The sequence below is a fragment of the Caulobacter sp. LARHSG274 genome (genome assembly GCF_052871235.1).
In genome coordinates this window covers 73,818-86,207 of the sequence record NZ_JBIXJO010000002.1, presented here as the reverse complement: position 1 = coordinate 86,207, position 12,390 = coordinate 73,818, and the positions used below count along the sequence as shown (strand labels likewise).

Below are 12,390 nucleotides of genomic sequence, written 5' to 3'. Positions count from 1 at the left end.
CGGGCGCCGCCGGCCGGCAAGCAGACTAACGGCCGCCTTGATTGGATGCGCCCACCATTTGGTGGATGCGCAATTTTCGGTCGGAGCCGCAACTCAAGACGAGCCCGCGCCGTCCCGCCGCTGTAGCCCCGCGAGACGGCGTTCGGCCCCGTCTAAATCGCTCCGGCGAGTCCAGAGCCGACATCCACGGCAGGCGCCCTGTCGCGCTGGATGAGCCCAGGGCGCGCCGGGCGTGGGCGGTCCTCCGCCCGAACTTTTCGGCTGCGTCGATCGTACCAATCATCCCAAACGGCTGCATGCCTACCGATCGGGAAAATTGTCGCCATGACGGGCCCGAGGTTCGGGCTTTAGCGCGCCGTCCCCTCGCTCCAGGCGTCCGGGAACCGGGCCAGGGCGCCTTGCAGCAGGTCGGCCATGGCCTGGTGATCGGCCAGGGACGGGTGATAGTTGCAGCCGGTCACCGCCAGGCCGCCGAAGCGGACGGTGGCGATCCGGGCCGGATCGTTCAGGGTCGTCGCCACTTCGGAGACCAGGTCGTAGAAGGCGTCCGACCCCATCAGCACGAACCTAGCCTGCGGCTGCCGGGCCATCAGCATCCGGGCGAAGGCGACATAGCGGTCGCGATAGGCGGCGCGCAGGGCGGCCTGGTCGGCCCAGGGCTCGCCGGGGTTCAGCGGCGTCGAGAAGTCGTTGGTCCCCAGGTTGATCACCACCACCTGCGGCCGCCAGCCGTCGGGGCCGAGCGGGTGGGTCGGGTCGCCGGGAACGGCGCGGTCGTAGATCGCCGGCAGGCTCTGGCCGGGGCTCGTGCCATTGTAGTTGCGGACCACGCCGAAGCCCGAAAAGGCCACCAGGCGGTAGTCGGCGTTCAGCCGCCGGGCCAGGACCGGGCCGAAGGCTTTCTGGCTGTCGGTCAGGTCGTGGACCTGCTCGTCGGTGCAGGCCTGGACCGGCGACAGGTTCCCATAGCCGACGGTGTAGGAGTCGCCGATGAACTCGATGCGGCGGGCCGGGGCGACGGCGGGCAAGGCCTGGCCGCCCTCGGTCGGATAGAAGCCGATGAAGCGGCCGCCGCCCGCCTGGCTCTCGGTCTGCTTTTCCAGCCGCACCACGTGCTCGCCGGGCGGCAGGCCCTGCAGGGTCAGGCGGGCCAGGCCGGGACGCCGCAGCTGGGCCTTCTCCTCGCCGTCGACCAGCAGCCGCATGAACTCCGTGCCGCTCTCGACCGCCGCCTCGACGCCCGCGCCCCGGAACCGCCCCTCGAAATAGACCCCCGGCCAGCCGAAGCCCAGGCTGCCGTCGGCGGCGGGCAGCACCCGGCCGGCGACATGGACCGGCAGCGGCGCCGGCGGCGAAGCCGGGGCGGCGACGGCGCCGGTGGCCACCGCGGCGGCCAGGGCGAGGGTGATCATCCGCATCATGGTCAGGCGCTGTCCTCTGGGAGTCTCGCAGGCGAGGACCACACGGCCCTGTCGGTCGATCCGCCCTATCCCGCCCGCGTCTTGGCCAGCTGGACCAGCACGATGTCGTTGGCGTGCATCGGCAGGTCCAGCGACAGGCGGCCGTCGCGACCGACCTGCACGGCGCGGTCCTTTTCCGGCAGGTCCCGGGTCAGGTCCTGCAGGTGCTGAACCTGCGCGGGATCGAGGGTCTTGGGCGCGCCCATTTCGAGATAGGCGCTGTAGGCGTCGTTGGCCTTGTAGCCGGTGCGGCGCACGGTCAGCCGATAGGCGCCGGGCTTGAGGTGGGCGAAGGCCAGCCGGGCGGTCCCCGTCGCGGCGGCCGGGTGGACCTTGGTGTAGTACGGCCGGTTGCTGACCTTCTGGTCCGGCTGCTCCCAGTCGAAGACCAGGGCCGAGACCTTGTCGCCGTCCACCGAGGCGAAGACCTCGCCGTCGGCGCTGGGCAGTTCCAGGCCCTTCAGCGCATTGAGATATTTGTAGGCGAACCAGGCCGGCTTGCGCACGCCCTGCGGGTTCATCAGGCCGAAGCCGCCCTGGAACGGCGCGGTCGGCGGGCCCGGCTCCTCGAACAGGTCGGTATAGGTCCAGTAGCTCATGCCCTGGGCCAGGCCCTGGGTCCGCTTCAGCTTTTCCAGGATGTAGGCGGCGCTGACATAGGAGTCGTGGACGGAGTCGCGCGGCGTGTAGCTGGTGCTCCATTCGGTGAAATAGAGCGGCAGGGTCGGGAACGGCGAGGCGGCGATCTGCTCGCGCACCCGGCGCACGTCGCCGACGATCGCGTCCGGCGACGGCGACAGCTTGGTGTCCTGCTCGCCCTTCTCGTCGAGGAAGCCGCCGTCGACGCCGTAGGTGTGGGTCGAGACGAAGTCGACGCCCGAACCGCTCTTGGCGACATGGGCCAGGAACTCCGGCACCCAGGCCGCGCCGGCCGTCGACGGACCGCCCACGCGAAGGGTGGGATCGATCGCCTTGATGGCCCGGGCGGTGACGTCATAGAGCTCGAAATAGGCGGGCTGGTCGGCCTTTTCCCAGAAGCCGGCGAGGTTGGGCTCGTTCCAGACCTCGAAGAACCACTTGCGCACCTCCTCGACGCCGTAGCGCTGGCGGACATGCTTGATGAAGGCGTCGATCAGGTCGCGCCAGGGCTCGAGCTTGGGATGCGAGCTGTTGCCCTTCCAGTAGAAGATCGTCTGCTCGGAGGACTTCATGGCGTCGGGCGTGAAGCCCAGCTCGACGAACGGCCGGATGCCCTTGGCCAGCAGGTCGTCATAGAGCTGGTCGAGGCCGGTCCAGTCATAGACGATCTTGCCGTCGACGTTCTTCACCGTGCCCAGCACGTCGTGGAAGATGGCGTGGAAGCGGATGTAGCGGAAGCCCAGCTCGTCGACGGCGGTCTTCAGCTGGGCCTGGCTGTCGGGCCGCCGCAGGGTGCCGGGATAGTCCGAGCCGACCGACAGGTCGAAGAAGCGGTCGACGGGCTTGCCGGCCTTGGCGAGGTCGAGGGCGATGACCCGGGCGGGCGCCTTGGGGGCCTTGGCCAGGGCGGCCGTGGCGGTCGCCAAGCCCGGCAGGGCGGACAGTCCGGCGATCAGCCGGCGGCGGGACAATGTCATCGGGCTAGGCCTCCCCCTGTTTGTTGCCCCCAGAGCTAACCCGCCTTGGTACCGGTATCAAGAGGGATGGGAGACCGGCGCCGGGGCCTGGTTCCCGGTGCCCGGTCAGGCGGGAGACGTCCGGCGTCGGCTCGCCGGCGTCGACGCGGGCCTTGCGAGATCGCCGCGAAGGGACATCTGACTCGGCGATGGACCGCCAGCCCAGCCTGTTCGACCTGCCGCCCGCCAAGGCTCCGCCGACCGCGCCGGCCGGCCTGCGCTGGCGGGCCGAGCTCATCGACGCGGCGGAGGAGCGGGCCCTGGCCGAGCGGATCGCCGGCCTGCCGTTCAAGCCCTTCGAGTTCCAGGGCTATCTCGGCCGCCGGCGGGTGGTGTCCTACGGCTGGCGCTACGACTTCGCCCGCCAGGTGCTGGAGCCGGCCGCGCCGATCCCCGACTTCCTGCTGCCGCTGCGGACCAGGGCCGCCGCCTTCGCCGGCCGCGATCCCGAGGCCTTCCGCCAGGCCCTGGTGCTGGAATACGCCCCCGGCGCCGGCATCGGCTGGCACCGCGACCGGCCGCAGTTCGACGAGGTGGTCGGGGTGTCGCTGCTGGCCGCCTGCCCGCTGCGGCTGCGCCGCCGGGCCGGCGCGCGCTGGGAGCGGGCGACCTTCATCGCCCAGCCGCGCTCGGCCTATCTGCTGTCCGGCCCGGCCCGCACCGACTGGGAGCACTCGATCCCGCCGGTCGAGGCCCTGCGCTATTCGGTGACCTTCCGGACCTTCCGATAGCCGCAAGGACCCACGCCCAGCCCCTTGTCGGCCGCCCCGCCGGGCCCCAGATTTAGATCATGCATGGGAGACCCGACTTGAATTCACCGTTCCAAGGTTATGAGGTCGAGGCCCGGCTGCGGCCTTCCGCCGGCGGCCACGCTTTCGACCTGGATCGCGCCCTGTCGGCCGTCGTCGCCCTGGAGGCGCGGGTGGCGGCCGACGCCTTCACCGCCACGGTGCTGGGGACCGAGCGCCTGGGCAACGGCGTGGTGATCGGGCCCAACGGCCTGGTGCTGACCATGGCCTATCTGGTCACCGAGGCCGAGGAGGTGGTGCTGACCCTCAATGACGGCCGCCGCGTCCCCGCCCACGTGCTGGGGATCGACGCCCAGAGCGGCTTTGGCCTGGTCCAGGCGCTGGAGCCGCTGGGCCTGCCCGCCGTGCCGCTGGGCACCGCCCGGAACCTGGACTCCGCCAGCCCGGTGATCATCGCCGGGGCCGGCGGGCGCAGCCATGCGGCGGCCGGCCAGGTGCTGACCCGCATGCCCTTCGCCGGCTACTGGGAATATCTGCTCGACGACGCCATCATCACCGCCCCGGCCCATCCGCACTGGAGCGGCGCGGCCCTGCTGGGCCCGGCCGGCGATCTGGTCGGCCTGGGCTCGCTGAGCCTGGAGGAACAGACCGAGGGCGGGCTGCGCCGGCCGATCAACATGTTCGTGCCGATCGACCTGCTGCCGCCGATCCTCGACGACCTGGCCCGCGGCAAGCCGGCCCATCCGCCGCGCCCGTGGCTGGGGGTGCTGTCGCAGGAGCTGCAGTCGAAGGTGGTGGTGGTCGGGGTGATGCCGGGCGGACCGGCGGCCCGGGCCGAGCTGCGCCCCGGCGACCTGATCCTGGCGGTCAACGGCGTCCCGGTCTCCGGCCTGCCGGACTTCTACACTCAGCTATGGGCCCAGGGCCCGGCCGGCGCGACCATCCCGCTGCGCATCCTGCGCGAGCAGGACGTCTTCGACGTAGAGATCCGCTCGGTCGACCGCAACGCCCTGCTCAAGAAGCGCCGCTTCAACTGAGGCCAATTTCCCTTCTCCCCTTGCGGGAGAAGGAAACTCGGCCGGCGTTGTTGACGATCTTGCGGCCGGCGACCAACCTTGGGATGTTTCGACCGCCCCCTCATCCCTCGCCGGAGCTGGACCATGGAACTTGGACGTCGGGATCTCCTGCTGACCGCCGCGGCCCTCCTGGCCGCCCCGACGATCGGGCGCGCCCAGGCGGCCGGCGACCGCAAGCTCGGCTACGCCATCGTCGGCCTGGGCTATTACGGCCTCAACGTCATCCTGCCGCAGTTCGCCAATTGCGAGCACAGCCGGGTGACGGCCCTGGTCAGCGGCGACCGGGCCAAGGCCCTGGCCACGGCGGCGCGCTACGGCGTGCCCGAGCGCTCGATCTATTCCTACGAGACCTTCGACCAGATCCGCGACAATCCCGACGTCGACGTGGTCTATGTCATCCTGCCCAACTCCATGCACGCCGAGTACACGATCCGCGCCGCCAAGGCCGGCAAGCATGTGATGTGCGAAAAGCCGATGGCGGTGTCGGTCGCCGAGTGCGAGGCGATGATCGCCGCCTGCAAGACCGCCGGCCGCAAGCTGATGATCGGCTATCGCTGCCATTTCGAGCCGTTCAACCTGGAGGCCATGCGCCTGGCCCGCAGCGGCGCGGCCGGCAAGGTCCGCTATGTCGTCTCCGAGCACGGCTTCGTGCAGCGCGACCCCAGCAAGTGGCGGCTGAAGAAGGCCCTGGCCGGCGGCGGCTCGCTGATGGACATGGGGGTCTACAGCTTGCAGGCCGCGCGCTACATGACCGGCGAGGAGCCGGTCGCCGTCACCGCCCGGGAGTCCACCGACCGCAGCGATCCCCGCTTCACCGAGGTCGAGGACATGATCGCCTGGACCCTGAACTTCCCCTCCGGGGCCATCGCCACCTGCCAGTCGATGTACAGCGCCAACCAGAACCACGTCCTGCTGATGGGCGACCGCGGGCGGATCGAGCTGGAGCCGGCCACCCGCTATGACGGCAACCGCCTGTGGACCGGCCGCGACGGCCGCGAGCAGGAGGTCACGGCCCCGCCGGCCGGACCGGGCAAGACCCAGTTCGCCGGCCAGCTCGACCACATGGCCGTGAGCCTGCGCACCGGGGCCGAGCCGATCGTCTCGGGCGAGGAGGGCCTGCGCGACCTGCGGATCGTCGAGGCGATCTACCGCTCGGCCCGCGACGGCCGGACGATCACGCTGTAGGGGCCTCGGCGCGGTTTGATTTTAGATCGCCGTGCTCCCCCCTTCCGTCTCCCCGGCGAAGGCCGGGGCCCAGATACATCCTGAGCGGCTCGTGGGTTTCACCTGGGCCCCGGCCTTCGCCGGGGAGACGGGGTTTTTGAAGCGCGATCCAACTTGAAGCAAACGCGCCCTGGGTGGATCGACCGTGCGTGGTCCTCGTCCTTCGACCGGCTCAGGATGAGGACCATTCACAGGCAGTAGAAAACCTCATCCTGAGCCTGTCGAAGGACGAGGTTTTCGGCCCCTCGGCGCTGAACGCTGATCCGGCCCTCAGGCCAGGGCGTCGGCCTCCCAGGCCAGGTATTCCGGCGTCTCCAGCAGGCGCTCGCCATAGGACCCGGCCAGGCCGGCGTCGCCATAGTCCGACAGGTGGACGCCATAGGTGCGGAAACGCGTAGCCACCGGGGTGTAGAAGGCGTCGGCGATCGACCACTCGCCCAGCAGGAACGGCCCGCCCGAGCGCTTGAGCAGCTGGTTCCAGCGCTCGACGATCCGGCGCACGTCGTTCTGGGTGGCCTCGGAGATCGCCACGGTCTTGCGGGTCTCCAGCTCCATCGGGCATTCGCCGCGCAGCGACGAGAAGCCCGAATGCATCTCGGCCGCCGCCGAACGGCCGAGGGCCCGCAGGGTCGGGTCGGCCGGCCACAGCCGGGCCTGCGGGAACTTCTCGTGCAGATACTCGCAGATCGCCAGCGAGTCCCAGACCACCAGGTCGCCGTCCTTGAGCACCGGCACCAAGTGGCTGGGCGAGTGCTTGGCCAGCTCGTCGGCCTGGCCGACCTGGCGCAGCTCGACCAGGGTCTCCTTGAAGTCCGCCCCGGTGTGCTTGAGCGCCAGCCACGGCCGCAGCGACCAGCTGGACCACTTCTTGGTGCCGACGACGATTTCCATGGCGGACTCCCTGTGCGCGCAAGCGGGCCCTGGGCTTAGCGCGCCCGCCGACTCGGGACAACGCCTGGCGGGATCAGGATTCGCCGCTTCGCGCCGCCGGGCGCGGGAACACATAGGCCCAGGACGGATCGGCGGCCGGCGGGCCGGGGTCGCGGGCCAGGGCCCGCAGCGAGCGGGCGCGGTTCAGCTCCTCGACCGGAATGATCTCGGCGGAGCGGGCGGAGTGGGGAGTCAGTCTGAGCTGGGCGTGCATGGCGGGACCTCGCTTGACGGCCGTCTGTCGCGGCCATGGCCCCATAGGAGACTCCCGACCCTGAACATGCCCGCACCCGCTCGTTGTCCGCCGTTCATGTTGCTGAAGAGGGCCGCTCTCGACCAATGCCTGGGAAGCGGGACGATTTGCGCTTCGGCGCGTCAGCGTCCGCAACGCGATTGGTCTTTGACCGGCCATCGGGCCGCTCGGCGGCGACGGCGGTTCTCAAGCGATCGCCGGCGTGCGCTTATGCGGCCCTGGCTATCGGGGAGGCCCTCATGCGGCGATCGGCGAGACTTCTGCTCGGGCTCGTGCTCGCGGCCCTGCCGCTGGCGGCCCGGGCCCAGGCCCCAGGCCTGCGGCCGGACCAGGCGACCTTCCGGGCCCTCTATCAGGAGCTGATCGAGACCGACACCAGCATCACCACCGGCAGCTGCACCGCGCTGGCCGACAAGATCGACGCCCACCTTCGCCAGGCCGGCTATGGCGAGGATCAGATCACGCGCTTTGCGGGGCCGGGCCATCCGAAGGAGGGCGGCATCGTCGTCATCCTCCCCGGCACGTCGACCACGCTCAAGCCGCTGCTGCTCCTGGGCCACCTCGACGTGGTGGTGGCCAAGCGCGAGGACTGGACGCGCGACCCCTACAGGCTGGTCGAGGAGAACGGCTATTTCTACGGCCGCGGCGTGGCCGACATGAAGGCCATGGACGCCATCTGGATCGACGCCATGATGCGCTTCAAGGCCCAAGGCTATCGTCCCAAGCGGACCATCAAGCTGGCCCTGACCTGCGGCGAGGAAGGCGGCTCGCCGTTCAACGGGGCCGAATGGCTGGCCAAGAACCGTCCCGACCTGATCACCGCCGAATTCGCCCTCAACGAGGGCGGCGGCGGGCGCACCGACGGCCACGGCAAGCTCCTGACCGCCAACCTGCACGTCGGCGAGAAGGCGTCGGAAAGCTTCCGGATCGAGACGACCAATCCGGGCGGCCACAGCTCCGTGCCGATCCGCGACAACGCCATCTACGAACTCGCCGACGCCCTGGCGAAGATCCGCGACCTGGAATTTCCCCTGCAGATGAGCCCGACCACCCGCGCCTTCTTCGCCCGGGCCGGGGCGGCGCGCGGCGACGACCTGGGGCGGGCGATGGTCGCCCTCGCCAACAACCCGGCCGACAAGGCGGCCGAGGCCGTCGTCAACACCGACCGCAGCTACCATTCCATGCTCCGCACGACTTGCGTCGCCACCCTGCTCGACGGCGGTCACGCCGAGAACGCCCTGCCCCAGCGGGCCGGCGCCAACATCAATTGCCGCATCTTCCCCGGCGACACCGTGGAAGGCACCCGGGCGGCCCTGGCGGCGGCGATCGGCGATCCCGGCGTGACCGTGACGCCCAAGGCCCTGCGCGGGCCGCTGGCCCAACCGCCGCCGCTGGACCCCAAGGTGGTCGGCCCGGCCGAAAAGCTGGTGGCCAAATACTATCCGGGCGTTCCCCTGGTGCCGATGATGTCGACCGGCGCCACCGACGGCCTCTTCCTGGAAGCGATCGGCATCCCGTCCTACGGCCCGCCGGGGACCTTCGCCGACCCCGACGGCAACGGCGTCCATGGCCTCAACGAACGCCTGGCGGCGCGCGCCCTCTATACCGGCCGCGAACTGCTCACCGAACTGGTGAAGGCCTATGCGGACGCGGACTGAGGGCGCCGCTTCAAGAGTCGCGAGGCGAGGCTGGCGTCGACCCCACACGCGTCCGCCCGCGGCGAGGCCGCGCCTCAAAACCTCGTAGGCAAGCCTGCTCTGGCGTCCGGATATTTCGCGATCCGCCTACTTGAACTGGCGAGCTAGAGCATCGCGCGGCTTGCTCTAGAAGGCGCGCGCCACGCCAAATTCCATGGCAAGCCGCCTGTAGTCGTAGATGCCGACGCTGGAGCCGTTGTCCTCGACGTTCAGGCGAACCGTGGGGCTCAGGCCAGCGAAAACGATGCGCCGAAACGTCATGCCGGCTCTGGCAGTCATCAGCCATTCCTTCCGGCGATCCGGAAACAGGAAAAGTCTCTCATCCGCCTCGGTGCGACGCGCGCCGATCGAGGTGAAGACCGTTCCCCAACGCATCTCGAGCCAAGCTCCCGCAGCGCCGCCCCCCGACCAGGTGGCATACCCGCGATCCGCCGCCGCCTGTCGCGTTGCGGATCCGGTCAGCGTCACGCCCGACCTGGAACTCAGCGCGCGCTCGTAGGACACCGATGCGTCGTACAAGCCGCCGTCCTGAAGGGGGTTCTGTTCGTAGGTGGCGTCACCCGCGCTGGCAGACACGACCAGCTGCGAGCGATTAGTGAGGGGATGCACCCAGTCAACCGATAGCACGTCCGTTTGACCGTAAGGATCTCCCGCAAACCATCGATAGGTCTGACCGAAGGAAGCGCTGATGCGATCCGAGGCGTTGCGCCATTCCAAGCCGACAAGCGCGGAAGCTGAGACATCGCTGAAGCGCTCATCGCCGTAGAGGTTCGCCACCGCCGACAGGCGCGGTACGAACGACAGGCGATCAGAAATCCCGATGCGGCCGTAGACCTGACCGGCCGTGCGGACGCCGAGGCCGGATTGGGCGCGGGCGTCGTCCGACAGCGTGAGAGGAGCAACGATGGTGTCGAGCGTGCGCGCCTGGGTCGCGCGGTTGATGTTGGTGTCCGGAGCGAGATTGAGTTCGAAGGATCCGCCGACACGCTGGGGCGAGCGGAGGGCCGCCGCGAACTGTTCGACCAGGGGCGCGGCCTCGACCGGGATGCCTGCCGCCTGGGCCTGGCGCAATTCACGTCTGGCATCGGTTTCTCGCCCGAGCGCCGCAAGCATACGTGCAAGCTCCAGTCGCGCCGCCACCGCCCCGGGCTTCTCGTCCAGAAGCGCCCTGAATGCGATCGCCGCCTCATCATAGCGCCCCGCATCCGCCAGCATCAGGCCTTTGCGATAGCGAGCCTCCGCGCGGACGTCCGATTCGGGGTCATTGGAGAGGGCGTCATAGAGGGCGATGGCGTCGTCGATCGCGCCGGATGCCCGACGGGCATCCGCCAGATCGAACACCTGAGGCGCCGTCAGCTCAGCTGAAGCCTCCTGCGAGAACGCCATGGGGGGAATCAGCAGGATCGCAAAGGCGAGACCTGCAGCCGTGAAGCCGGTCGCGAGGGAGGCCCGGGTTTTCACTGACGGCGCGCGACCGTCACTCCGCCGATCAAGGTGCCGCCCGCTTGGACGCTTTCGGGGACGCGCAGATCGAAGTCTCCGCCTATCTCTTCGCCCGTAGGTCCATAGAAGCGGGTCGAGAGCTCGCCGACGGTAGCGCCGTTGTAGGTCAGCGGAGCCAGGCTGACCTTGGTCCCGAGTTGTCCGGCGAAGTTGTATCGGCCGAAGTCGGCCACAGTGGCGCCGTTGCGACCATTGACGGCGAGATCGCCGGCATAGGTCTGGCGGGTGAAATCGACATTGAAGACTGAGGTTCCGCGCACGTCGTACTCCGCAGCGTTCGTCCGGTTGACGCCCGCGCCATAGACGACCCCTTCATAGCGGGCGGAACCGGTGCGGGTGGTGAGCAGCCGGTCAAGCGTTTCCAGTCCATAGACAAAATGGTGAAACTGGCGGCCGGTCACGACGCCGTTGCGCTCCTGGCTCTGCCACCGGCCCAGCGTGACATACGTCAGGGCCAGTTCGCTATTGGCCTGGCCAACCTTATAGAGCTCAAGCCTGACATCGCGACCGTCAAACGCCTTCTCATAGACGGTGAAGTTCGGGTTGCTCGACGCCACGATCGATGCCGTCGTGTACTCTCCCCCGGGCATGTTGGAGAGCCCGGGACCGAACGAGAAGTTGCCGCTCGTGTGATCGTAGACCTGGCCGATCATGCGGTAAGTTCGGACGCTCGCGCCAGCCATGCCGTCGACCAGATCGGCGAACACGCCCATACCTTGCGGGTAGAAGAGCTGTTGGGTCACGATATTGGTCAAGGTGAGGTTAACCGCCGGGCTTGTCCCCCTTTGTCCGGTGAAGCCGCCGATCGCAGTCGCGCCGTCACCGTTGACGGCGCTGAAGGTCGCACCCAGCTCTTCCGCTCCCGGCCCGAAGAAACGGCCAGCCAGGGAGCCGGTGAGGGTCGCGTTGCGACTTCCGACTATGACGTTGCCTGAGAAGCTGGCGTCTCCCGAGGAGAGCAGGCCAGCGCCGTTCAGTTCAATCCCACCGCCGGACACACCCGCGCCAGTGAGCAGCGCCCGCTCGGTGAGGTAGGATTTGACGGAGAAGATTCCGGCCAAGAAATCAACATCGAATGCGCCGCGGCCTTGCAGGACGCTGGGCTCAAACCCGGGAACAGTCGAAGCTCCGAAGACATCGATGTCGAAGTTGGCGCGCCCTGTTCGGGGCGCCGCGGTTGCGGGGGTCTCGATGCCATAAACGAAGGTGGCGAACTGATCGCTCTGGCGGTCGCCAGTACGGTTTGATCGTTGCCAATAGCCGAGACCGACATACCGGTTGCTGGTCGTGCCGCTGTAGGGGGTCGTTACCAATGTCAGATTATCGCGCGTTCCCGCCAAGTCTTTGGAAAAGCGTGTTTCACCGTTGCTGTTTGACGTGATTTCCGCCTGCCCGAACGTCTGCGTGCGGCCATCCACGCTCACCTGATAACTGCGGCTGGCGGCGTTATAGGCCACGGATAGCGTCGCCGGAGCGGCCGAGCCGCTCACTGTCGTTCCAGAGGTCAGGTTATAGACGTTCTGTGATGTCCCGCTCATTCCCGTGAACGTCTGATCGACGGTCAGGTTGGTGATGCTGGAGTTGGTCGCGGGCGGAGGTGGCAGGGGCGTGACGATCCCGCCGCCACCACCGCCGCCACCGCCGCCGCCGCAAGCACTGAGAATCAGGCCGACGAGAGCCACACCAATGGCTGGATTACGCATGCAAGTTCCCCCGAACCGGGCGAGGTTGCAATTCTACTTCAAGCTGTCAACCCCGCGCGCGCCCGGCATCCCCAGGCACGGCCACTGAGAGCGGACATGCCGGACGACCGCAGGGAGTCACCCTTCACCGTTCGGACGGA

10 protein-coding genes are annotated in these 12,390 nt (G+C 68.8%); 4 read left to right on the top strand and 6 right to left on the bottom strand.

Going from position 1 to position 12,390, the window contains the following annotated elements; translation table 11 throughout:
- Positions 1-347 precede the first annotated feature (347 nt).
- Both ACIPQB_RS04755 and ACIPQB_RS04750 read right to left on the bottom strand, forming a co-directional pair.
- Positions 348-1,421, bottom strand: coding sequence for an SGNH/GDSL hydrolase family protein (locus tag ACIPQB_RS04755; protein ID WP_446484064.1), 1,074 nt, complete (start codon positions 1,419-1,421; stop codon positions 348-350).
- Positions 1,422-1,486: 65 nt separating this feature from the next.
- Positions 1,487-3,076: a GH39 family glycosyl hydrolase gene (locus ACIPQB_RS04750; RefSeq protein WP_446484063.1), complete on the bottom strand. Its 1,590-nt coding sequence runs from the start codon at positions 3,074-3,076 to the stop codon at positions 1,487-1,489.
- Positions 3,077-3,264: 188 nt separating this feature from the next.
- Between ACIPQB_RS04750 and ACIPQB_RS04745 the strand changes: the two genes are divergently transcribed.
- The 3 genes from ACIPQB_RS04745 to ACIPQB_RS04735 all read left to right on the top strand — a co-directional run bounded on the left by ACIPQB_RS04745 (position 3,265) and on the right by ACIPQB_RS04735 (position 6,125).
- A complete protein-coding gene (locus tag ACIPQB_RS04745) occupies positions 3,265-3,846 on the top strand; it encodes an alpha-ketoglutarate-dependent dioxygenase AlkB (protein WP_446484062.1) in 582 nt (193 codons plus the stop codon).
- 77 nt (positions 3,847-3,923) lie between these two features.
- Positions 3,924-4,901 (top strand): S1C family serine protease, encoded by a 978-nt coding sequence (locus ACIPQB_RS04740; protein ID WP_446484061.1) that lies wholly within the window; start codon positions 3,924-3,926, stop codon positions 4,899-4,901.
- Between the two features lie 123 nt (positions 4,902-5,024).
- The gene (locus ACIPQB_RS04735) at positions 5,025-6,125 is read left to right on the top strand and encodes a Gfo/Idh/MocA family protein (protein WP_446484060.1); all 1,101 of its coding nucleotides are present in this window, start codon (positions 5,025-5,027) and stop codon (positions 6,123-6,125) included.
- A gap of 309 nt (positions 6,126-6,434) precedes the next feature.
- Here ACIPQB_RS04735 and ACIPQB_RS04730 read toward each other — a convergent pair whose 3' ends face one another.
- Both ACIPQB_RS04730 and ACIPQB_RS04725 read right to left on the bottom strand, forming a co-directional pair.
- Complete coding sequence (locus ACIPQB_RS04730) at positions 6,435-7,055, bottom strand: glutathione S-transferase family protein (protein ID WP_446484059.1); 621 nt, start codon at positions 7,053-7,055, stop codon at positions 6,435-6,437.
- A gap of 73 nt (positions 7,056-7,128) precedes the next feature.
- On the bottom strand, positions 7,129-7,308 hold the full coding sequence (locus ACIPQB_RS04725) for a hypothetical protein (protein WP_446484058.1): 180 nt from the start codon (positions 7,306-7,308) through the stop codon (positions 7,129-7,131).
- A 278-nt stretch (positions 7,309-7,586) separates the two neighbouring features.
- Between ACIPQB_RS04725 and ACIPQB_RS04720 the strand changes: the two genes are divergently transcribed.
- A complete protein-coding gene (locus ACIPQB_RS04720) occupies positions 7,587-9,005 on the top strand; it encodes a M20/M25/M40 family metallo-hydrolase (protein ID WP_446484057.1) in 1,419 nt (472 codons plus the stop codon).
- Positions 9,006-9,170: 165 nt separating this feature from the next.
- Here the strand turns inward: ACIPQB_RS04720 and ACIPQB_RS04715 are convergent, their stop codons facing one another.
- Both ACIPQB_RS04715 and ACIPQB_RS04710 read right to left on the bottom strand, forming a co-directional pair.
- A complete protein-coding gene (locus ACIPQB_RS04715; protein ID WP_446484056.1) occupies positions 9,171-10,505 on the bottom strand; it encodes a surface lipoprotein assembly modifier in 1,335 nt (444 codons plus the stop codon).
- Positions 10,502-12,250, bottom strand: a complete 1,749-nt coding sequence (locus ACIPQB_RS04710; protein WP_446484055.1) for a transferrin-binding protein-like solute binding protein — start codon at positions 12,248-12,250, stop codon at positions 10,502-10,504. Before ACIPQB_RS04710 ends, ACIPQB_RS04715 begins: the two co-directional genes overlap by 4 nt.
- Between the last annotated feature and the right edge of the window lie 140 nt (positions 12,251-12,390).